The organism is Klebsiella sp. 18074 (assembly GCF_902705905.1).
GTDB lineage: Bacteria > Pseudomonadota > Gammaproteobacteria > Enterobacterales > Enterobacteriaceae > Klebsiella > Klebsiella terrigena.
The window spans coordinates 68,806-90,359 of the sequence record NZ_CACSIS010000011.1 but is presented as its reverse complement, the minus strand read 5'-3'; the positions used below and the strand labels follow the sequence as shown (position 1 = coordinate 90,359).

The 21,554-nt window shown below is 63.7% G+C and carries 21 protein-coding genes; 14 read left to right on the top strand and 7 right to left on the bottom strand.

All coding sequences use genetic code 11. The features are described from left to right. Window positions 1–23: 23 nt before the first annotated feature. Both GVK32_RS12865 and GVK32_RS12860 read left to right on the top strand, forming a co-directional pair. Window positions 24–467 carry a 6,7-dimethyl-8-ribityllumazine synthase gene (locus tag GVK32_RS12865; RefSeq protein WP_159868194.1) on the top strand — a complete coding sequence of 148 codons (444 nt, stop codon included), beginning with the start codon at window positions 24–26 and terminating at the stop codon, window positions 465–467. A gap of 4 nt (window positions 468–471) precedes the next feature. After that, window positions 472–1,431 (top strand): sugar-binding transcriptional regulator, encoded by a 960-nt coding sequence (locus GVK32_RS12860; RefSeq protein WP_159868191.1) that lies wholly within the window; start codon window positions 472–474, stop codon window positions 1,429–1,431. A 29-nt stretch (window positions 1,432–1,460) separates the two neighbouring features. On the opposite strand, the gene GVK32_RS12855 is transcribed toward GVK32_RS12860, so the two are convergent. Further along, the gene (locus GVK32_RS12855) at window positions 1,461–2,633 is read right to left on the bottom strand and encodes an ROK family transcriptional regulator (protein WP_159868189.1); all 1,173 of its coding nucleotides are present in this window, start codon (window positions 2,631–2,633) and stop codon (window positions 1,461–1,463) included. Between the two features lie 223 nt (window positions 2,634–2,856). Between GVK32_RS12855 and GVK32_RS12850 the strand changes: the two genes are divergently transcribed. The 5 genes from GVK32_RS12850 to GVK32_RS12830 are packed head-to-tail and all read left to right on the top strand — an operon-like array spanning window position 2,857 to window position 7,888. Then, on the top strand, window positions 2,857–4,104 hold the full coding sequence (locus GVK32_RS12850) for an extracellular solute-binding protein (protein ID WP_159868186.1): 1,248 nt from the start codon (window positions 2,857–2,859) through the stop codon (window positions 4,102–4,104). 9 nt (window positions 4,105–4,113) lie between these two features. Then, the gene (locus GVK32_RS12845) at window positions 4,114–5,022 is read left to right on the top strand and encodes a carbohydrate ABC transporter permease (protein ID WP_159868183.1); all 909 of its coding nucleotides are present in this window, start codon (window positions 4,114–4,116) and stop codon (window positions 5,020–5,022) included. Beyond that, window positions 5,012–5,851 carry a carbohydrate ABC transporter permease gene (locus GVK32_RS12840; RefSeq protein ID WP_123709047.1) on the top strand — a complete coding sequence of 280 codons (840 nt, stop codon included), beginning with the start codon at window positions 5,012–5,014 and terminating at the stop codon, window positions 5,849–5,851. Before GVK32_RS12845 ends, GVK32_RS12840 begins: the two co-directional genes overlap by 11 nt. Before the next feature lie 2 nt (window positions 5,852–5,853). Beyond that, on the top strand, window positions 5,854–6,816 hold the full coding sequence (locus GVK32_RS12835; protein ID WP_159868180.1) for a carbohydrate kinase family protein: 963 nt from the start codon (window positions 5,854–5,856) through the stop codon (window positions 6,814–6,816). Next, the gene (locus tag GVK32_RS12830; protein ID WP_159868176.1) at window positions 6,803–7,888 is read left to right on the top strand and encodes an ABC transporter ATP-binding protein; all 1,086 of its coding nucleotides are present in this window, start codon (window positions 6,803–6,805) and stop codon (window positions 7,886–7,888) included. The genes GVK32_RS12835 and GVK32_RS12830 overlap by 14 nt, the downstream gene beginning before the upstream one ends. Here the strand turns inward: GVK32_RS12830 and GVK32_RS12825 are convergent. Further along, window positions 7,885–9,057: an MFS transporter gene (locus GVK32_RS12825; RefSeq protein WP_159868173.1), complete on the bottom strand. Its 1,173-nt coding sequence runs from the start codon at window positions 9,055–9,057 to the stop codon at window positions 7,885–7,887. The two genes, GVK32_RS12830 and GVK32_RS12825, sit on opposite strands and share 4 nt — an antisense overlap. Before the next feature lie 93 nt (window positions 9,058–9,150). Between GVK32_RS12825 and GVK32_RS12820 the strand changes: the two genes are divergently transcribed. Continuing rightward, window positions 9,151–9,930, top strand: a complete 780-nt coding sequence (locus GVK32_RS12820; RefSeq protein WP_159868170.1) for a helix-turn-helix domain-containing protein — start codon at window positions 9,151–9,153, stop codon at window positions 9,928–9,930. On the opposite strand, the gene GVK32_RS12815 is transcribed toward GVK32_RS12820, so the two are convergent. The 5 genes from GVK32_RS12815 to GVK32_RS12795 all read right to left on the bottom strand — a co-directional run bounded on the left by GVK32_RS12815 (window position 9,927) and on the right by GVK32_RS12795 (window position 14,959). Then, on the bottom strand, window positions 9,927–10,667 hold the full coding sequence (locus tag GVK32_RS12815; RefSeq protein ID WP_123709052.1) for a proteasome-type protease: 741 nt from the start codon (window positions 10,665–10,667) through the stop codon (window positions 9,927–9,929). The genes GVK32_RS12820 and GVK32_RS12815 overlap by 4 nt on opposite strands. A gap of 18 nt (window positions 10,668–10,685) precedes the next feature. Continuing rightward, window positions 10,686–11,501, bottom strand: coding sequence for a transglutaminase family protein (locus tag GVK32_RS12810; RefSeq protein ID WP_159868167.1), 816 nt, complete (start codon window positions 11,499–11,501; stop codon window positions 10,686–10,688). Next, complete coding sequence (locus GVK32_RS12805; RefSeq protein ID WP_123709054.1) at window positions 11,498–12,427, bottom strand: alpha-E domain-containing protein; 930 nt, start codon at window positions 12,425–12,427, stop codon at window positions 11,498–11,500. The genes GVK32_RS12810 and GVK32_RS12805 overlap by 4 nt, the downstream gene beginning before the upstream one ends. Continuing rightward, on the bottom strand, window positions 12,421–13,860 hold the full coding sequence (locus GVK32_RS12800; protein WP_041146162.1) for a circularly permuted type 2 ATP-grasp protein: 1,440 nt from the start codon (window positions 13,858–13,860) through the stop codon (window positions 12,421–12,423). The genes GVK32_RS12805 and GVK32_RS12800 overlap by 7 nt, the downstream gene beginning before the upstream one ends. 199 nt (window positions 13,861–14,059) lie before the next feature. Then, window positions 14,060–14,959, bottom strand: a complete 900-nt coding sequence (locus GVK32_RS12795) for an alpha/beta hydrolase (RefSeq protein ID WP_159868164.1) — start codon at window positions 14,957–14,959, stop codon at window positions 14,060–14,062. A 227-nt stretch (window positions 14,960–15,186) separates the two neighbouring features. Here GVK32_RS12795 and GVK32_RS12790 point away from each other — a divergent pair, with 227 nt between their 5' ends. From GVK32_RS12790 to modD, 6 genes are all read left to right on the top strand, one after another. Continuing rightward, window positions 15,187–16,887 carry an alpha,alpha-trehalase gene (locus GVK32_RS12790; protein WP_159868161.1) on the top strand — a complete coding sequence of 567 codons (1,701 nt, stop codon included), beginning with the start codon at window positions 15,187–15,189 and terminating at the stop codon, window positions 16,885–16,887. 213 nt (window positions 16,888–17,100) lie between these two features. Beyond that, window positions 17,101–18,126 (top strand): ABC transporter substrate-binding protein, encoded by a 1,026-nt coding sequence (locus tag GVK32_RS12785; protein WP_159868158.1) that lies wholly within the window; start codon window positions 17,101–17,103, stop codon window positions 18,124–18,126. Continuing rightward, window positions 18,123–19,115 (top strand): iron ABC transporter permease, encoded by a 993-nt coding sequence (locus GVK32_RS12780; protein WP_159868155.1) that lies wholly within the window; start codon window positions 18,123–18,125, stop codon window positions 19,113–19,115. The genes GVK32_RS12785 and GVK32_RS12780 overlap by 4 nt, the downstream gene beginning before the upstream one ends. After that, window positions 19,112–19,876 carry an ABC transporter ATP-binding protein gene (locus tag GVK32_RS12775; protein ID WP_159868152.1) on the top strand — a complete coding sequence of 255 codons (765 nt, stop codon included), beginning with the start codon at window positions 19,112–19,114 and terminating at the stop codon, window positions 19,874–19,876. The genes GVK32_RS12780 and GVK32_RS12775 overlap by 4 nt, the downstream gene beginning before the upstream one ends. 2 nt (window positions 19,877–19,878) lie before the next feature. Beyond that, complete coding sequence (locus GVK32_RS12770; protein WP_159868149.1) at window positions 19,879–20,682, top strand: class I SAM-dependent methyltransferase; 804 nt, start codon at window positions 19,879–19,881, stop codon at window positions 20,680–20,682. After that, window positions 20,679–21,533 (top strand): ModD protein, encoded by an 855-nt coding sequence (gene modD / locus GVK32_RS12765; protein ID WP_159868146.1) that lies wholly within the window; start codon window positions 20,679–20,681, stop codon window positions 21,531–21,533. Before GVK32_RS12770 ends, modD begins: the two co-directional genes overlap by 4 nt. The last annotated feature ends 21 nt before the right edge of the window (window positions 21,534–21,554 follow it).

Below are 21,554 nucleotides of genomic sequence, written 5' to 3'. Positions count from 1 at the left end.
CGGCCGTTTAACAGGAGTGAGTCATGCCATCGTTAAGAGTCGCCTTTATCAAAGCCAACTGGCACGCGGATATCGTCAGCCAGGCCGAGACCGGTTTCCGCCAGGAGCTGGATCGTCAGCAGGCGGATTACGCCGTCGAGAGCTGGGATGTCCCTGGGGCGTTTGAAATGCCGCTGCTGGCCCAGCGGCTGGCGAAAAGCGGCAGCTATGATGCCATCGTCTGCGCCGCGTTGGTGGTTGACGGCGGGATCTATCGCCATGATTTCGTAGCCCAGGCGGTGGTCAGCGGCCTGATGCAGGCGCAGCTGGCAACGGAAGTGCCGATGTTCTCGGTCTCTCTGACGCCGCACAACTTCCAGCCTGCCGCCGAATTTATCGATTTTTATCGTGAGCACTTCGTGAAAAAGGGCCAGGAAGCAGCGAAGGCGGTACTGCAGATCCATCGCCTGCCGCTGTCAAAAGCCTGAGAAGATGAAATTAACCTCTCTTACCGACGGCGAAGACTCCCTGAGCCTGCGGGCGGCCTGGCTCCACTACGTGGGCGGGCTCACCCAGGCCGAGGTGGCCAAACGCCTCGGTTTACCGTCGGTCAAAACCCATCGCCTGATCGCCCGCGCGGTGGCGGAAGGCGCGGTGAAGGTGACGATTGATGGCGATATTGTCGGCTGCGTGGAGCTGGAGTCGCGCCTGCGTCGCGACTACGGGCTCGATTTCTGCCGCGTGGCGCCGGACGTCGCCGAAGAGGGGCTGCCGGTGCGCGCCCTGGGAGTGGCGGGGGCGGACTATCTGCGCACGGTGCTGGCGAACAATCCGGATATAACCATCGGACTGGGCCACGGGCGCACGCTGTCGGCCGCCATCCACCAACTGCCGCGTCTCGACGCGCAGCGGGTGCGCTTTGTCTCGCTGCTCGGCTGCCTGACCCGCAACTACGCGCTCAATCAGCACGACGTCATGCACCGTATCGCCGAAAAAACCGGGGCCAGGGCCTATATTATGCCGGTGCCGTTTTTTGCCAACACCGTGGAAGACCGTGACGTGCTGCTCTCCCAGCGCGGCGTTAGCCAGATATTTGCAATGGCGGCGGCGAGCACGCTGAAGCTGGTAGGCATCGGCACCGTGGAACCGGCGGCTCAGTTGGTGGAAGCCGGGATGCTGGAAGCCCAGGAGATGCACGAGATCTCCGCATCCGGCGCGGTGGGCGAGATGCTCGGCCACTTCTTTGACGCGCGCGGGCAGCGCATCGATAACAGCCTCACCGCCAGAACGCTGGCGGTACCGCTGGATCCGCACGGCCGGGACAACATTGTGGCCCTCGTCGGCGGCGCGGCAAAAGTGCCGGCCCTGCGCGCGGTGTTGGCCAGCGGCCTGCTGCGCGGGCTGATTACCGACGAGCTGACGGCCCAGGCCCTGCTCACCCCTCAGCCATAGTCCCGACGGCCCCGCTAGCGGCCGCCGGGCTACTTCATCAGCGCCTGAAACTGCGGGTTAAACTCATCGAAAATAGGCAACGCGGCGGCGCCGAGCGCGGCAGTATCGGTGCCGGTCATCCCCATTTTCACCCGCATCCCCGTCAGGTAGCGCCCGCGCACCGACTGATACAGCGGCGGCAGGCGCGCCAGCACTTTTTCCAGCAGCGGCGCCGGCATCGTCCCGCCTACCACCACCATTTCGGCATCAAAGACGCACTCCAGCAGGTTGATCGCCTGGCGCAGCGGCGGCAGCGCGCTGTCAATCCAGCGGTCAAACAGCGCCTCATCTACCGCCAGCAGATCTTCCGGTAGCGCCCGATAGGGGTCAAGGCCGCAGAACTCATAGGCCGCCTGCAGCGAGACATAGCGCTCAAGGCAGCCCTGATTGCCGCAGTAGCACGTCCGGCCGCCGGGCTGGACGACGATATGCCCGACCTCCCCGGCGTTATGCGCATGCCCGGTATAAATATGGCCGTCGGTAAAAATACCGGCGCCCAGCCCGGTGCCGATATAGAGATAGACAAAGGAGTTCAGGTGGCGGGCAACGCCGTGAAAACGCTCGCCGATGGCCGCCACCGTCGCGTCGTTTTCGAGCGTCACCGGCAGACCGCTAAGCCGCGCCAGCTCGGCTTCGACGTCCACGCCCTCCCAGCCGTTAAGGGTCGTCGGCCCGGTGGATGAGATCCCCTCCACGCCAAAGGGACCGGGCATCACCACGCCGATCCCCAGCACCCGGCCCCAGTCGAGCCCCGGCAGCGTCCGTAGCTCCTGTATCACCTCGCCGATGCGCGCAAAGGTGGCACCAGGCTGGGGCTTTTGCACCAAAATGTGCCGGCGAAAATGGATCTCGCCGGTGAGATCGACCAACACCACGATCAGCGTTTGGTGATCGAGATGAATGCCGATAGACCACGCGCTGGAGGGGTTGAGGCTCACCGGCACCGCGGGCTGGCCGCGCCCCGCCGCCCGTCGCGGCGCGTGGCTGGTGAGGATCTCCATCTGCTGCAGCTCGGCGACAATATTAGAGACCGTTTGCGGAGTCAGCGCGGTAAGGCGCGCCAGCTCCGCGCGGGTTAATTTGCCGTGCAGGCGCACGGCTTCAATCACCACCCGCCGGTTGTGCACCCGCGCGTGCTCAAGGTTTGTTCCCGATGTTTTCATCCTTTCCCTTCCTTGCCTTTCCCAGGCGCCTGATGCTGCAATTCTAGCCCTCGTCACAAATCCCGCAATCACATTCTCGGGCCGACTTTCGCATGGCACAGGCTTTGCTACGCTTATGCCAAGGGCCACGAATGACCTTACGGCTGTATTGTCGCCCCGATTAAATCAATCAAATTGATTTAATAAATCATAACCCCTTTTTCCCAGTACAGCGGAGAGCCACATGAAATACCACAGCACACTTCGGGTGAAGGCCGGTCTGTTGGCTATGCTCGTCATCAGCGGCAGCGCGGCCGCGGCCACCACCCAGGTCAACGCCCTGTTTATGACCCAGGCGGCGTACAGCGAAAACGATATTCGTGCGATGACCGCCGACTTCGAAAAGCAGAACCCGGATATTAAGATCAACCTCGAGTTCGTCCCTTATGAAGCGCTGCATGACAAGATCGTCGCCGCGCGCGGCGCCGGCGGTAACGGCTATGACGTGGTGCTCTTCGATGCCATCTGGCCGGCGGAGTTTAGCCGCTTCGACCTGCTGCAGGACGTCTCGGCGCGGATCCCCGCCGACGAGCGGGAGAAGGTGTTCCCTGGCGCAATGAATACCGTGGTCTACAAAGGCAAAACCCTCGGGATGCCGTGGATCCTCGACACCAAGTATCTCTACTACAACAAAGCCATGCTCGAAAAAGCGGGTATCAAGCAGGTGCCAACCACCTGGCAGCAGGTGCTGGACGACGCCAAAATTCTTAAAGATAAAGGCGTGGTGAAATACCCGCTGGTCTGGAGCTGGTCCCAGGCGGAGGCCCTGGTCTGCGACTACACCACCCTCGTCTCCGGCTTCGGCGGCAAGTTCTACCAGGACGGCAAGCTCGACTTCTCGACGCCGGCTTCGCTAAAAGCGGTCACGCTGATGAAGCAATCGCTGGACGACGGCCTGACCAACCCCGCCTCGCGCGAATATCTCGAGGAGGACGTGCGTAAAGCCTTCTCCAACGGCGACGCGGCGTTCGCCCTGAACTGGACCTATATGTACAACATGGCCAACGACCCCAAACAGAGTAAAGTCGCCGGCGACGTCGGCATTATTCCCGCCCCCGGCGATACCCCGGACAGGGCCGGCGCCGTCAACGGCTCGATGGGCTTAGGCATTGCCAAAGCCAGCCAGCATCCGGAGCAGGCGTGGCAGTACATCCACTACCTGACCTCGCAGCCGGTGCAGGATAAATACGCCAAGCTCAGCCTGCCGGTGTGGAAATCCTCCTACCACGACCCGGCGGTCGCCCAGGGCCAGGAGAGCCTGATCGCCGCCGCGGATAAATCGCTGAACGTGATGCTCTCGCGCCCGGAAACCGCCGACTATTCGCGGCTCTCCAACACCCTGCAGCAGCAGCTTCAGGCGGTGCTTCAGGGTAAAGAAGCCCCGGAAGCCGCCATGCAGACCGTTGATAAAAGCGCGGCCCGCCTGCGTTAAGGAGCTTTGATGCTGAGCTTGCAACAACGCGAGCGTCGTCAGGCATGGGTGCTGCTGGCACCCATGCTGGTCGCGATGTTCCTGCTGACGGCCTGGCCGCTGGCGCGCACCCTGTGGCTGAGCTTTACCGATACCGCGCTGGTGGGAAACGGCGAGGCGACGAACTACGTCTGGCTGGAGAACTATCTCTATGCCCTGACCGACCCGGATTTTCGCGCCGCTTTCGCCCGTTCGCTCTACTTTACCGTGGTTTCCGTCGCCATTGAGGGCGTTATCGGCGTGCTGGTCGCGCTGTTGCTCAATCAGCGCTTTGTCGGACGCAATATCCTGCGGGTGCTGGTGATATTGCCCTGGGCGCTGCCGACCATCGTTAACGCGATGATGTGGCGGCTTAACTTTAACCCGGACTACGGCAGCGTTAACGCGCTGCTCACCCAGTTGGGGATCATCGACGGCTATCGCAGCTGGCTGGGGTCGCCGGACTCGGCGCTGAATGCGGTGATGCTGGCGGATATCTGGAAAAACTATCCGCTGGTCACGCTGCTGGTGCTGGCGGCGCTGCAGTCCATTCCTGAGGATCTGTACGAGGCGGCGCGCCTCGACGGGGCCGGATCGTGGCGGCGCTTTCGCGCCATCACCTTCCCGGCCATCGCCGCCCCGCTGGGCGTGGCGCTGGTGCTGCGCACCATCGACGCCTTCAAGGTGTTCGATATCATCTACGTGATGACCCGTGGCGGCCCGCTCGACAGCACCAAAACCCTCAGCTTTTTCGTCTATCAGGAGTCCTTCAGCTATCTGCGGGCGGGCAGCGGCGCGGCCTACGCCATACTGATGACCCTGATGTGCGCCCTGCTGATCGCCCTGTATCTGTTTATGCTGCTGCGCCAGCGCCGCCGGAGCACCGAATATGAAGCGTAAAATCCGCACTCTGCTGCGCTATCTGGCGGCGCTGCTGGTCGCCCTGTCAATCCTCGCGCCGATGCTGTGGCTATTTTTAATGAGCGTCAGCACGCCGGCCGATCTGACCCGCGTGCCGCTGGAGTGGCTGCCGCGAGAGTGGGACTTTAGCCGCTACGGCCGCCTGCTCTCCCTGCAACCCGGCGAGCCGGGGGCGCTATTTTTACCCGCGCTGCGCAACAGCCTGCTGGTCGCCGCCGGGGCGACGCTGGTCTCGCTGCTGCTGGCGGTGCCCGCCGCCTTCAGCTTCTCGCGCTATCCTGGTCGCGACGGCTGGCTGTATGCCGGGCTGGGGATTTACATGGTGCCGCCGGTAGCCTTCGTCCTGCCGCTGTACTTTATTCTCGAACACTTCGGGCTGCTCAACACCCGCAGCGGGCTGGTGCTGGTCTACTGCTCACTGATTATGCCGTTCCTCACCTGGATGGTGAAAAACCAGTTTGACGCGCTGCCGCAGGATATCGAGCAGGCTGCGCGCCTCGACGGGCTGCGGGTGTGGCAGGTGCTGCTGCGCATCACCCTACCGCTGGCGAAACCGATGCTCGGCGCCTCGGCGCTATTTGGCTGGCTGCTGGCGTGGGATGAGTTTTTCTATTCGCTCTTGTTTACCAGCAATATCGCGGCCCAGACCCTGCCGGTCACTATCGCCGGGTTCACCGCCGGACGCGCCACCGACGATGGCCTGGTAGCCGCCGTCGGCATTCTCGCCTCGGTCCCGCCTCTGTTTATCGCTATCTGGTTACAAAAAACGCTGGTCAGCGGCCTCACTAACGGTGGAAGTAAAGGATAACTATGCACAAGCTCACCGCGCCCGTGCTCTATATCGCGGGCAACTACAATATTGATTTGATTATGGGCACCCTCGCGCAATGGCCGCAGCCGGGGACGGAGGTGATGCTGGAGCATAGCGCCCTGCGCCCCGGCGGCTCGGCGGGCAACTGCGCCCTGGCGCTGGCCGCCATGCAGATCCCGCATCGTACCATCGGCTGCCAGGGCGATGACGCCTTTACCGCCTGGCTGGCGGCCCAGTTTCCCGGCAGCGCCGAGCGCTGGCCGCAGTACGCCTGCGAAACCTCGCTGACGGTGGCGGTTACCCATCCGGATAAAGAGCGCTCCTTCCTCAGCAACTACGGGCATATTACCCGTCTGTCGGCGGACGACGTTCTCGCCCAGCTTCCGGAACGGGCCACGGCCGGCGATATCGTCCTGCTCTGCGGGACCTTTTTATGTACCGCCCTGCTACCGGACTATCCGACGCTGCTGCGGGCGCTGCGCCAGCGCGGCTTCCAGGTCGCCGTGGATACCGGCTGGCCGCCGCAAAGCTGGGACCCGGCGCTGCGCGAAGCGGTGAACCAGTGGCTGACCGATTGCGACTGGCTGCTGCTCAATGAAGTCGAAACCCTCGGACTCGCCGCGATGAGCGACCTGCCACAGGCGGCCCGCAGCCTGGCGTCGCGCCTCAGCGGCCGGGGCGGCTGCATCGTCAAATGCGGCGCCGACGGGGCCTGGTGGTGGACCGCCGAGCGCAGCGAACGCGCGGCGGTGAAGCCGGTCGAGGTGATTGACACCATCGGCGCGGGCGATAGCTTTAATGCCGGCTTTCTCGCCGGGCTGCTAAGCGGCCAGCCGGCGGCCCAGGCGCTGCGCTGGGGCAACGCCGTTGCCGCGCACGCCATAAGCACCTCCCCCCGCCACTATCCCGACTGGCGAACCCTGCAACACCATATTGAGGAGACCGCCGATGGCCAGCGTTGAGCTGATAAAAGTCGCCAAGCATTACGGCAAACAGAAGGTGCTTCTGCCGCTGGATTTAACCATTCCTGACGGCAGCTTCACGGTGCTGGTCGGGCCCTCCGGCTGCGGGAAATCGACCCTGCTGCGGCTGCTGGCCGGGCTCGAGGCTCTTTCCGCCGGGGAGATCTTAATGAACCGCCGGCCGATCGGCGATCTCGACCCCGCCGATCGCGACGTGGCGATGGTCTTTCAGAGCTACGCCCTCTACCCACACCTGACGGTAGCCGAAAACCTCGCCTTCCATATGCAGGTTAAAAAGGTCGATAAAGAGACGCAGAAAAGCAAAGTCCAGCATATCGCCAGCCTACTGGGGATCGATAAGCTGCTGGCCCGCTACCCGCGCGCGCTTTCCGGCGGCCAGCGCCAGCGCGTGGCGATGGGCCGGGCGATGGTACGCAACCCGCAGGTTTTCCTGTTTGATGAACCGCTCTCCAACCTTGACGCCCAGCTGCGCATGGAGCTGCGGGCGGAGATCAAATCGCTGCACCAGCGCTTTAAGACCACCATGATTTACGTTACCCACGATCAGGTTGAGGCAATGACCCTGGCCGACCAAATCGTGGTGATGCGCGAGGGGCTTATCGTCCAGCAGGGGCCGCCGCTGGAGATTTACGATCGCCCCTGCAACACCTTTGTGGCCCGCTTTATCGGCTCGCCGCCGATGAACCTGCTGGTGGGTGAGATAGCCAGCCGCGACGGGGTTCCCGGCGTGCGCTGCGGCGAGCTGTGGCTGGCGCTGCCGGCACGCTGGCATCGGGCGGCGGCGGCGCAGGGAAGCGCGCCGGTCACCGTCGGCCTGCGCCCGCAGGATATCCAGCCGGCCGCCGACGGCCTGCCCGGAACGGTTAACATTATGGAGGTGACCGGGGAGTCCACCCTGCTGCATCTCGAGTGGCAGGGATTCCCGGTTCACGTGCAGGTCGCCGGACGCATCGACGCCCGGCTCCAGCAGCCGCTGAATCTCACCGCCCGGCGCGAGAAGATCCACCTCTTCGATGCCGCCAGCGGCGAGCGGCTGGCGGAGGAGGACTAGCCGACGCGGGTGCCCCGGACGGTGCCCGCGCTCTTTTCGGCGAAACAGGGCAAATAGCGAATGCCGGCGATGACGCCGAGCGCGGCGCAGACCATCAGCGACGCCCCCAGCGATTGCCCCCAGCCGACCAGCGCCAACCCGAGGCCAATCAGCAGATAGTAGGCGAGACCGAAAATGGCCCCGGCGGTGCCGCGACAATCGCCATAGGCGCCGAGCGCCGATCCCAGCACCAGCGGGATCGCCATGGCGAAAGCGAGCGCCACCCCGGCCATCGGCAGCAGGAACCAAAGCGAGTCGCGCCAGAAGTACACCGCCGCGCCGCCGGCCAGATGGAGCCAGCAGGCGAGCAGCAGCATCCGCCCCTGGGTCACGCCCCGGCGTAGCTGCCGGCGATTGAGCAGCGCCCCGGCCAGGGAGCCGCCGGCCAGCGCCATGCCGCTGTAGCCAAACGCGGCGACCGGCAGGCGCAGCTGGGCGAAAATAAACGGCGCCAGGCTGTAGTAGCTAAACAGGCTGACGTTGAACGCCGCCACCAGGATCACCGCCAGACCAATCTGCCGGTCGGTCGCCATCCGGCGCAGCACCGGCAGAAACGCCGCGTTCGCCTGCCGCGCCGGCCGCGTCTCCGGCAGCAGCCAGCCGCACAGCAGCAGCAGGACGCCGGCCAGTAGCGCCAGAACGAGGAAAACCCCGCGCACGCCCCAGCCGGCGGCGAGCAGGCCGCCGATCCAGACGCCCGCCGCCGGGCTGACCGCCAGCGCCAGGCCGATAAGCGAAAAGAGGCCGGCGAGCCGGCGGCCGCTAAAACGGTCCCGCAGGATCGTCTGGCTGACAACCGACCCGGCCGCGGCGCCGAATGCCGCCACGATCCGCGCCAGCAGCAGCAGGGTGAAATCCGTTACCGCCAGCGCCATCGCGCAGCCGAGGGCGTACACCGCGATCCCCGCCAGCATCGCCGGACGGCGGCCGTAGAGATCGCTGGCCCGCCCCCAAAAAAGAACCCCGAGCGCGAAGCCGATAAAGTAAACCGCCAGGGTTTGCGCCGCCTGCTGCGCGCTGACGGCAAAGCGGACGCTGATATCGGTCAGCGCCGGGCTGTAAATGGTTTCCACCATCTGTGGAAACATCAGTAATGCGGTGACCAGCACCACGGCCGAACGCCCGAACATATCCACCTCCTGTTATTAAGAGGCGCTATTGTAGGCAGGCCGCGGATCGGACATTATAAACATTGTGACTATATATATCGGAAATCGGACATTATGGCGTGGCTCGACCCGCAGGCGGCATTCAACCCGGATACGCTGAACAAAACGGTGGTGGGCGTCCAGTCGGCGCTCGGCGGCCACGACTCCGGCAGCCACCGGCACGATATGGCGCAGATACTTTTCACCCGCCAGGGCTGTGTGCGCTTGACCCTCAACGATGGCGCGCTGCTGTGCCTGCTTCCGCCCACCCGGGCGGCGTGGATCCCGGCGGGCGTCCCCCATCGCGCGGAGATGAAAAACATCGTCGACTATCGCTCGGTGTGGTTTCAGCCCTCCCGCTTCCCCGACCTCCCCGCGCATCCGGCGATCCTCAACGTCGGCCCGCTGCTGCGCGAGCTGCTGGAGCGGACGGCGGCAAGCCCGTGGGACAGCGATTGGGAGAGCGGCAGCGGCTGGCACCTTGCCGCCCTGTGTGCGGCGGAGATTAGCGCGGCGGCCCATGAGCCGATGATGCTCGCCCTGCCGCAGGATAAGCGCCTGGCCGCGCTGGGCGGTCAGAGCCTGCCGCCGACGTTACGGGCGCTGGCCGCAGAGTGCGGCGCCAGCGAAAAGACCATCAGCCGCATTTTGCGCCGCGATACCGGAATGTCCTGGCAGCAGTGGCGGCAGCAGTGGCGATTGATGAAAGCGGTGGAGCTGCTGGCGACGGGAGAACGCATTACCGGCGTCGCGCAGGCGCTGGATTTCGCCAGCGACAGCGCCTTTATCTACTTTTTCCGCACCATGACCGGCATGACGCCGGGACGCTACCTTTCGTCATCGGCGGCGGTTTAGCGCTCACGCTCCGGCGCGAACGGCGGCAGCTTCTGGAAGGTGTTCTGCAGCCCTTCGGACCACGCCCTGCGGATGGTGTTGAAGTAGGGATCGCTTTCGGTGATGCGATGCTGCTCGGCGCCGCTCAGGCTGCCGCTGCGATAGAGCAGCGTATCAACGGGCAGGCCGACGGAGAGGTTGCTGCGCAGCGTTGAATCAATGGAGATCAGCGCGCAGCACATCGCCTGCTCCAGCGGCGTGTCGATGGTCAGCACCCGGTCGATAATCGGTTTACCGTACTTACTTTCGCCGATCTGGAAATAGGGCGTATCGCGCGTGGCCTCAATAAAATTACCTTCCGGGTAGATGTGGAACAGGCGGTGCGTCTCCCCCGCCAGCTGACCGCCCAGCAGCAGGTTACAGTTAAAGTTGGTATTGCCGCAGTGCTGCTGATTGCTGCTGTCGCGCTGAATGACCTCCTGCAGCGTTTTGCCAATCAGCATCGCCGCGTCATACATGGAGCTGACCTGCATCAGGTTAGGCTCCTGCTGGGTGCGAATTCGCGCGCTCAGCAGGCTAATCACGCTTTGGGTGGTGGCCAGGTTGCCGGCGGACTGCAGCACCAGTACCCGTTCGGCTTCCTGCTGAAAAATATGAAGCTTTTTAAAAGTCGCAATATGATCCACGCCCGCATTGGTGCGCGAATCCGACGCGAATACCAGCCCATCCGCTAAACACATGGCCACACAGTAGGTCATCGTTCTCCGTTCCTGCCTCTATTGCTGCTGCGTCTGTTGAGAATGCTCTCGCACTTCAGCGTTGGTTAACATAACTTCCCCGCCGCCACCCAGACGGGTACCGCGTACCGGACAGGCGTCAAGATAGTCCAGCCCGGTCGCCAGCCGCAGGTGCTGATTCAGGTTACGGGTATTATTGGTAATATCAAATGATTTCCAGCGCCCGTTGAGCCACACCTCCGCCCAGGCGTGCATCGCCACGTGCTGCGCGTTATCACTATAAACATAGCCGCTAACGTAGCGCGCCGGGATCTCCATCGCCCGGCAGCAGGCGAGGAAAACGTGGGTATGATCCTGGCACACGCCCTTCGCACGCGCGAAAGCGTCGGCGGCGGAGTCCTGCACCTGGGTCGCGCCCGGCGAGTAGGGCATTTTGAGCAGCAGTTCCGCCATCAGCTGATTGAGGCTCTCCTCCGGCTCGTCGGCACGGTACAGGCCGTGGGCGAACTCGCGGATCCGCTCGTCGGCGCGGGTCAGCGGCGTGCAGCGCAGGAAGACCAGCGGCGAAAGCAGCTCCTCTTCGTCTACCCCGCTCTCTTCGTCCTCCTGCGCGATATCGACAATCCCGCTGGCGCGGATCGCTATCTCCTTATGCGGGTTATCCAGCGTCAGCACGTGCAGCACGTTGCCCCACGCGTCGGTGGTCGCGATGCTGGCCCCATCCGGCAGCGTCAGCGTCCAGGAGGTGATTTTTTGCCGGCCGGAGCTGCGCGGCGTCAGGCGCAGGTACTGAGTCGAAAACTTGACTTCTTCATCGTAGCCGTAGCGGGTCAGGTGGTCGATAACCAGTTTCATAGCGCCTCCAGATAGGTTTGTCTGATGCTGTCGGACAGGGCGTTAATTCGCGCCAGCAGTCCGTTGAGGTAACTCTGCAGATCGGCGCTGGCCAGCTCTTCACGGGTGCTGAAGCGCAGATCGACGTTAAGCTGATGCGCCAGGCGCAGCGGCAGATGAGAGCGATCGTTGGCGATATGCTCCAGCTGGCCGATCAGATCGGAAATGGAGGCCCTGAGCGAGCGCGGAACGTCGTTACGCAAAATAAGCAGCTCCATCACCGTCTCCCGACTCACCGGCTGGCGGTAGATGCTGTTGTAGGCTTCGCGGGCGCTGACCGCGTTAAGCAGGGTATCCAGCCGGTAGTACTCGCGTACCGGGTCCGGGTCGCTGCTCAGCTGCTGGTCCTTGATCAGCAGCAGCTGGGTGGTGGCGTAGGCGCGTTCAATCAGCGTGCCGATGCCGATAAAGCTGAGGGCGTCGTTGCGCAGCAGGGTACCCAGCACCGCGCCGCGAAACAGGTGTACCCGCTCTTTTACCCACTCGAGGAAACCGTCGCTGCCGAGCTCGCCGATCCCCTGCAGGCGCAGCCGACGCAGCTCAATGCGCGTCGCGTTAATACACTCCCATACCTCCGCAGAGAGGCTGCCGCGCACCGCGTGGGCGTTATTCCACGCCATCTCGACGCAGCTGTAGATGCTGCCGGGGTTGTTGCCGTCGAGGGCAAAAAAGTTGAACAGGTTGCCCATCGAGAAGCGCGCATGGCGCTCCTGAAACAGCTCGTGGGTCTGCGACAGGTTCAGCGGCAGGGCCAGATCCCGCGCCTGCTGGCTATGGCGGGGGATCATCGAGAGTTTGCAGGTCACGTCGAGCACCCGGGCGTAGCTTTCCGCACGCTCCAGATAGCGCGCCATCCAGAACAGTTCACTCGCTGTACGACTTAGCATGATTCGTCATCCTCCATCACCCAGGTATCTTTGGTGCCGCCGCCCTGCGATGAGTTCACCACCAGCGAGCCTTCCGTCAGCGCCACCCGCGTCAGGCCGCCGGGTACCAGGCGAATCTCCTGGCCGGAAAGCACGAACGGACGCAGATCGATATGTCGGGGCGACAGGCCGTCTTCGACGAAGGTCGGGCAGGTCGAAAGCGCGAGGGTATCCTGGCCGATGTAGTTGGCCGGGTTGGCCAGCAGGCGCTGGCGGAACGCTTCGCGCTCCTCTTTCGTCGAGCGCGGGCCGACCAGCATGCCGTAGCCGCCGGCGCCGTGCACTTCCTTAACTACCATCTGCTCGAGGTTGTTCAGCACGAACTGCAGGTCTTCCGGCTTGCGGCACTGCCAGGTCGGGATGTTGTTGAGGATCGGTTGTTCGCCGAGGTAAAAGCGGATCATCTCCGGCACGAAGGGGTAGATCGATTTATCGTCGGCGACGCCGGTGCCGATCGCGTTCGCCAGCACCACCCCCCCCGCCCGGTAGACCGACAGCAGGCCGGGAACGCCGAGCATCGAATCGGCGCGGAAGGCCAGCGGATCGAGATAGGCATCGTCGACGCGGCGGTAGATAACGTCAACCCGCCGCGGCCCCTCGGTGGTGCGCATGTAGACCGCGCCGGCTTTAATAAACAGATCGGCGCTCTCCACCAGCTCAACCCCCATCTGCTGGGCAAGAAAGCTGTGCTCAAAATAGGCGCTGTTAAAGCGCCCCGGCGTCATCACCACCACGCAGGGATCGTCCACGGGGGAGCTTTCGCGCAGGGTTTGCAGGAGATAGCCCGGATAGCGCTCCACCGGCGCAATGTGGTGCTGCTCAAACATCTCCGGGTAGAGGCGCATCATCATCTTGCGGTTTTCAAGCATATAGGAGACGCCCGACGGCGTGCGCAGGTTGTCCTCCAGCACGTAGTACTGACCGTCGCTGTTGCGCACCATATCGACCCCGGTGATGTGGGCGTAGATATTATTGGGCAGATTAATTCCCTGCATACAGGGCTGGTACTGCTCATTGGCCAATACCTGTTCCGCCGGAATAATGCCGGCGCGCAGGATATTCTGCTCGTGGTAGATATCGTAAAGGAAGGCGTTCAGCGCCTTCACCCGCTGGCGGATGCCGCGATCGATGCGCCGCCACTCCGCGGCGGGAATAATGCGCGGTACGCTGTCAAACGGAATCAGCCGTTCGGTCCCCTCGCCTTCGCCATACACGTTAAAGGTGATGCCGATGCGGTGAAAAAGCAGCTCCGCCTGCTCTTTTTTTTGCCGGATAGAGAATTGATCGGTGTTGTGAAACCATTGCCACCAGGCGTTATAGTGCTGGCGCTGCTGTCCCTCGACGGTAAGCATCTCGTCATAATAATGCCCGTCAGGAAGCGTTATTTTTATCATGGCCGTCTCCTCCGGTTGTACTCACTTTGGGGTAGCCCCAGGAAGAGATAAGCATTAAGTATGCCAGATCGCGGCCGGTGACGGAGTTGTGCAAGCCGGCAGCCTCGCGCCGCTTAATTGTGCAAAAAACAACCCGTCATTTTCCTTATATTTCGCCCGGCCTGCACCACAATGAGGCACGGCAAACCGCTTTGCGCCATTACGGCGAGAGCGCCTCCAGCCAGGTCGCATAGTGCCCAGGCCAGTCGACGGTGGGCGTGCCCGGACGCCCCATCGCAAAGCCGTGACCGCCGCTGGCGTAGCGATACAGGCTGACCGCCACCTGATGCTGGCGGCAGGCGTCGGCCATAATCAGCGTGTTGTGCGGATCGGACACCGGATCGTCCTGCGCCTGGGCCAAAAAGCAGGGCGGCGTGCGCCCGTTCACGTAGGTCTGCACCGACCAGGCGCGGTCAACCGCCGGCGAGGCGTGAGGCCCGGCGAGGATCCGGTGGGTGGCGGTGTGGCTGTAGGGTGGCTCCAGCGAAATAACGGGGTAGATCAGCGCCGCCCCGTCGGCGCGGGCGGGCAGCACATCCGCCGCATCGAGCGGCGGATAAGAGGCGAAATTGGCCCGGCAGGCAGCCATGCCCAGCAGGTGACCGCCAGCGGAAAAGCCCAGCAGGCTGACCTTCTGTTCGCGCTGACGAATCAGGCGCAGCGCGCGCTGAGCGTCCTGCAGCGGCGCCAGGCCCCCCGCCGACCAGCCTTCGCCGGGAAGGCGGTAGCTCAGCACGTAGGCGGTATAGCCGCGGGCCGTGAGCCAGCGGGCGGCGGGCCACGCCTCCTTGGCCATTTCAATCCGCCGATAGCCGCCGCCCGCGGCCACCAGTACGCCGTGGCCGTTGGGTACCGCCGGTCGCCATACCGTCAGCGACGGTCGGACGATATGGCTCAGCGCGCCGCGCGCCGACAGCCGCACAGCGCCGCCAGGCCCGCCGCCCCCTTGCGGCTCCGCCGACCATAGAGGCAGCGTCTCCTGGGTGCTATCGCTGGCTCGCGTACGGTGGGTTATCAGCAGTGCCGCCGCGCTGAACAGCAGAAAACGACGTCGATTCACCGGCCGCTCCGGTCAGTTTGAGTTGCGCTCATTGCAGCACATGATTATGGCTAAAGTATGGCGACAGGCGTTTTATTTCTTGTCCGCACCGCCGCAGAATGCAGGTAAATTATCTGTTTTCATCCAAAATGTTAGCTGCGACACGCGTAGCGGCAGATATTCGTCTAAGGTTTTCTGATGATCAATCGCAGTGGCAAAATCGTCTGTAATGATAAGGAGAACTACCCATGACGAGATCCGTTTCACGTCGCCCGGCAGCGCTGCGTCTGGCGCTGGGGGGCGCCCTCTTTGCGCTGTCAGCGCTGGCGGCCCAGGCCGATGAGACAAAAACCGCCCCGCCGCAGTCGCCGGATATTCTGCTAGGCCCGCTGTTCAACGATGTGCAAAGCGCCAAACTCTTCCCCGATCAGAAAACCTTCGCCGATGCGGTCCCCAACGGCGACCCGCTGATGATCCTCGCCGACTATCGGATGCAGAAAAATCAGGCCAGCTTCGACCTGCGCCACTTCGTCGAGCTCAACTTTGCGCTGCCGAAAGATAACGACACGTATGTACCGCCCAAGGGCCAAACCCTGCGCCAGCATATTGACGGCCTGTGGCCGGTGCTGACCCGCAGCACCGTCGAGGTCGAGAAGTGGGATTCGCTGCTGCCGCTGCCCAAGCCTTACGTCGTCCCGGGCGGCCGCTTTCGCGAGGTCTACTACTGGGATAGCTACTTCACCATGCTGGGCCTCGCCGAAAGCGGGCACTGGGATAAAGTGGCCGATATGGTGGCCAACTTCGGCCACGAGATCGATACCTGGGGACATATCCCCAACGGCAACCGCAGCTACTACCTGAGCCGTTCGCAGCCGCCGTTCTTCCCGTTTATGGTGGAGCTGCTGGCAACCCACGATGGCGATCGGGCGCTGAAAGCCTGGCTGCCGCAGATGGAGAAAGAGTACCAATACTGGATGGAGGGCGCCGATGCGCTGTCGCCGGGCAAAGCCAATAAGCGGGTGGTGCGCATGGAAGACGGCGCGCTGCTGAACCGCTACTGGGACGACAACGACACGCCACGCCCGGAGTCCTGGCTCGATGACGTGACCACCGCCAAAAACAACCCCAACCGCCCGGCGACCGAGATCTATCGCGACCTGCGCTCCGCCGCGGCCTCCGGCTGGGACTTCAGCTCCCGCTGGATGGATAACCCGCAGCAGCTGGGCACCATTCGTACCACCAGCATCGTTCCGGTCGATCTTAACTCGCTGATGTTCCGCATGGAGAAAACCCTCGCCCGCGCCAGCAAAGCCGCCGGCGATAGCGCGAAAGCGGCGCAGTACGACGCGCTGGCCAACGACCGCCAGAAGGCGCTGGAGAAATACCTGTGGAATGATAAAGAGGGCTGGTACGCCGATTACGATCTCAAAAGCCACAAGGTGCGCAATCAGCTCACCGCCGCGGCCCTGTTCCCGCTGTACGTCAACGCCGCCTCCAGCGAACGGGCGGCCAAAGTTGCCGCCGCGACGCAGTCTCGCCTGCTGAAACCAGGCGGTTTAACCACCACCACCGTCAACAGCGGCCAGCAGTGGGATGCGCCGAACGGCTGGGCGCCGCTGCAGTGGGTGGCCGCCGAAGGGCTGCAGAACTACGGCCAGCAGAAAATCGCAATGGAAGTCAGCTGGCGTTTCCTCAGCAACGTCCAGCACACCTATGACAGCAAGCAGAAGCTGGTGGAAAAGTATGACGTCAGCTCCACCGGCACCGGCGGCGGCGGTGGCGAGTATCCGCTGCAGGACGGCTTCGGCTGGACCAACGGCGTGACCTTGAAAATGCTCGACCTGATGTGCCCGAAAGAGAAGCCCTGCGATTCGCTCCCGGCCGCGCGACCGGCGGCAAACGACAGCGCCGGCGTAACGGATAAAACGGCGCCCGCCGCCGCGCATTAACCGCTCACCGCACCCAGCGTACGCCCGGCAGCTCAGCCATGCCGGGCGCTTTCCCTCCTGAATAACCTGCACAATGACACCCCGACTTCATCTCACCCTTACGGAGTAAGGCGGAAACTAATGTGTCGATTTTTGATCTCCGGCAATTTCATCAACGCTATATATGTAAATATATAGCGGTTTTTTCATCACTTTGTTTCAGGATAGAAACATATGCCTTTTTCGCGCCGTACGTTCCTGCAGGCTTTAAGCCTCATGCTGTGCTTCCCCGGCCAGAAGAGTCGCGCCGCCACGCCATTGGCCCTGAGCATTGGCGAACGCCCTGCGCCTGCGGCTATCCGGCGGATTGTCAGCGCGGGCGGGCCCGCCGATATGCTGCTGCTGGCCGCCGCGCCGGAAAAGCTGCTGGGGTTTTCCTCATTCGATTTTTCCCTCTTCCCGGACGCTCCGCTGCCCGATAGCATCGCCCGGCTGCCGAAAACGGGCCGCCTTGCCGGACGCGCCAGCACCCTGTCGCTGGAGGGACTACTGGCCCTTGAGCCTGACCTGGTGGTGGACTGCGGGAGTGCGGACGATACCTGGATCTCGCAGGCGCGCCGGATTCACGCCCGCAGCCATATTCCGTGGGTGCTGATTACCGGCACCCTGGCCTCTTCGGCGCAGCAGCTGCTGACGATCGGCGATATCGTCGGCACCGTCGAACGCACCCGGCGGCAGGCGGCGCTGGCGAAAACGTTTATCGCCGAGGCGCTCGCCTTCTCCTCCGGCGCCGGGGCGCGAACGCGTTTTTACGCCGCCCGGGGCGCCCGAGGGCTGGAAACGGGCCTCGCCGGTTCGCTGCACACTGAGGCGGCGGAGCTGCTGGGATTAGAGAACGTCGCTCGGGTGGGCGGACGCAGCGGGCTGGCCCAGGTCTCGCTGGAAAATGTGCTGGAATGGCAGCCGGATATCATCCTCACCCAGCAGGCCACCACGCGAAACGCAATTTTACAGGACCCCGCCTGGCAGGGCGTCGCCGCCGTGGCGCAGGGGCGGGTTCTGCTGCTCGACGGCCTGCCGTTTGGCTGGCTGGACGCGCCGCCTGGGATCAACCGCCTCGCCGGGATGCGTCGTCTGCACGCGTGGCTCGATCCGCAGGTCCGCGCCACGCTGCAGGAGGATTTAACCCGCTACAGCACGCTATTCTGGCACGCGGTGTTGACCCCCGAGCGCTATACGAGGCTGATGAGTCGTCCATGAAGCCTTCAACGTTGAGCGCCGCGCTGCTGCTTGCCGGCCTGCTGGTCCTCTCGGCAGCCCTGCTAACCGGCCCGTGGAACCTGACCCTCGGACGGCTGATTGATCTGCTGTTCGATCCGCACAGCGCCTCGCTTCCCCCGCAGGCCGGCATCGTATTCTGGCAGATACGCCTGCCGCGCATCGGCGCCGCGCTGGCCATCGGCGCGTCGCTCTCAGCCGCCGGAGCCGCCTACCAGGGCATGTTTCGCAATCCGCTGGTCTCGCCGGATATCCTTGGCGTCGCCGGCGGCGCCGGCCTCGGCGCCTGCCTGGCGCTGGTATGCGGAATGTCGACGCTCTATATCCAGCTGTTTGCCTTCTGCGGCGGCCTGCTGGTGGTCGCCGGCGTCGGGATCGTCTCTCGCGCCATCGTCCGCCACGATCCGGCGCTGACGCTGGTGCTGGTGGGGATCTGCCTCGGTACGCTGTGCGGGGCGGGGATTTCGCTTATCAAAATCCTCGCCGACCCCTACACCCAGCTCCCCTCCATCACCTTCTGGCTGATGGGCGGGCTCTCCGATATTACCTCCGGCGATCTGGCCGTCGCCGCTCCGCTGATGCTCGTCGGATGCCTGCCGCTGTGGCTGCTGCGCTGGCGCATCAATCTGCTGACCCTGTCCGATGACGAAGCGCGATCGCTGGGGATCAACGTCGCTCGCCTGCGGCTGATTGTGGTCGCCTGCGCAACCCTCGCGACCGCCAGCGCGGTCGCTATTGCCGGCATTATCGGCTGGGTGGGGCTGATCGTCCCCCATATCGGACGCCTGCTCACCGGCAGCAATCATCAGCGCCTTCTGCCCGTCGCCATGGGGCTTGGCGCCGTGCTGCTGCTCTTAACCGACACCCTGGCCCGCGGGCTGAGCGCCAGCGAAATCCCGCTCGGGATCCTGACCTCTTTTATCGGCGCACCGTTCTTTCTGGCGCTGCTGCTGCGCAGGAGCCGCCCATGACGCTGCTGACGGTACGCCATGCCGAAATTGGCTATCCCAAACGCGCCGTTTTGCGCGACGTCTCGTTTTCGCTGCTGCCGGGCACGCTGAGCTGCCTGCTCGGCGCCAACGGCAGCGGTAAAACCACGCTGATGCGCAGCATACTCGGCCTCCTTCCTCTGCGCGACGGCCAGATCCTGATTGACGGCCTGCCGGTAACCCAGCTGTGCTCCCGCGAGCGTGCCCGCGCGATTGCCTGGGTGCCGCAGGCGCACGACGGGGCCTTCGCCTTCAGCGTCCTCGACATGGTGCTGATGGGACTTAGCCCCTATATCGGTACCTTCACCCAGCCAGCCAGAAGCGATCGCAGTATCGCCTACGCCCAGTTGGAGGCGCTGGATATCGCTCATCTCGCCGAACGGAACTGGGCCACGCTGAGCGGCGGCGAGCGCCAGCTGACCTTAATTGCCCGCGCGCTGGTCCAGCGCCCGCGTCTGCTGCTGCTGGATGAGCCGGCCTCAAGCCTCGACTTCGGCCACCAGATCCGCCTGCTCGACACCCTGCGCCAGCTGCGCCAAACCGGGATGACGCTGTTTATGGCCACCCACCATCCGCTGCACGCCCTCGCCATCGCCGATAGCGTGATCGCGGTCGAACCAAACGGCCTCGTCACCCAAGGGACGGCGGCGGAGCAGCTCGCTGCGGACAAGCTTGCCACCCTGTACGGCGTGACGCCGTCACAGATCCGCCATCACCTGGGTCACTCCCACCTTCAGGAATAATTATGCTTATTGACGACATTGATTTTGCCGGGCTTTACCAACAGCAGATGAGGCTCGCCGGCCGCACCGAGAAATCCCCCGCCCACTGGGACGCCCGGGCGGAGAAAATGGCCGACAGCTGCGCCCAGCCCACGGACGGCTATCTTCTCCAGCTGCTGGCAAAAATAGACTTAACCGATGCGCACAGCCTGTTCGATATGGGCTGCGGGCCGGGAACCGTCGCCCTGGCGCTGGCGGACAAACTCGCTGCGGTACACGGCGTCGATTACAGCCAGGGAATGCTGGAGGTCGCCGAAAAGCGCGCGGCGCAGATGCGCATCGCCAACGCCTGCTGGCATCTGCGGGCGTGGGAGGAGTCGTGGCACGATATTCCGCGCTGTGATATTGCCGTGGCCTCACGCTCAACGCTGGTCGGCAATATGCGTCAGGCGATGGATAAGCTCAACCGCCAGGCGCGGCTGCGCGTCTATACCACCCACCTCGTCCAGCCGACGTTTATGCCGCCGGCAATCCAGCGTGCGCTGGGACGCGAAGTGGTCGAACTGCCGAACTATATCTACGCGCTGAACGTCCTGTATCAAATGGGCATTCACGCGCGGGTCGATTTTATCCGCGGCCCCAGCTGCCAATGGGATAACGCCACCTTTGAACGTTTTGAAGAGAACGTCAAATGGACGCTTGGCGTACTCAGCGAAGAGGACCGCGCGCGGCTGCGCCACTGGTATCAGCGGCAGGATCCGCAGGCCATCGCGCCGCCCAGCCGCGACTGGGCGCTGATCTCCTGGGAGTGCGGGGAAAAAGGATGATTTATATCCCCCGGGCGCTGACCGACGCGTGGCTGATGGAGGATATTCAGGGCGGCGACCTGACCACCCGGGCGCTGGCAATCGGCGCCCACCCCGGCGTAATGACCTTCAGCCACCGTCAGGGCGGCTGCGTCAGCGGCATCTCTCCGGCTGGAGAGATGCTGAAAAGCCTGGGATTAACCGTTACCGCGCTCCAGGACGACGGCGCGCACGTCCCGCCCAATGCGCCGCTGCTGCGCGCGACCGGCAGCGCGGAGGCGCTGCATCAGGGCTGGAAAGCGGCGCAGAACGTGCTGGAGTGGAGCTGCGGCGTCTCGGCCTACGTCGCGGAAATGCTGGCGCTGCTGCGCGCCCGTCTTCCGGCCGCCCACATCGCCTGTACCCGCAAAGCCATTCCCGGCACCCGGCTGCTCGGAACCCAGGCCATCGTTGCCGCCGGAGGGCTGATCCACCGTGCCGGCTGCGCCGAAACCCTGCTGCTGTTCGCCAATCATCGCCGGTTCCTCACCGACAGCGGCGACTGGCGGCACGCCGTTCAGCTCCTGCGCCGGTCAGCGCCGGAGAAAAAGGTTGCCGTTGAGGCCGACACGCTCGAAGAAGCGCTGGCCTCGCTGCAGGCGGAACCCGACATCCTGCAGCTGGATAAATTTCCCCCGCCGCAGGCGCGCCAGGTTGCTGACCTGGCGCAGCGTATTGCCCCGCGCTGCACGCTGGCGCTGACGGGCGGAATTACCTTAACCACCTTAACCAACTACCTCGATTGTGGGATTGAATTGTTTATTACTTCGGCGCCGTGGTATGCGCCGCCGGCGGATATTCAGGTTCGCCTGGAGCCGGACAGTTCAAGATAAAAAAACGAAAACAGGAACAAT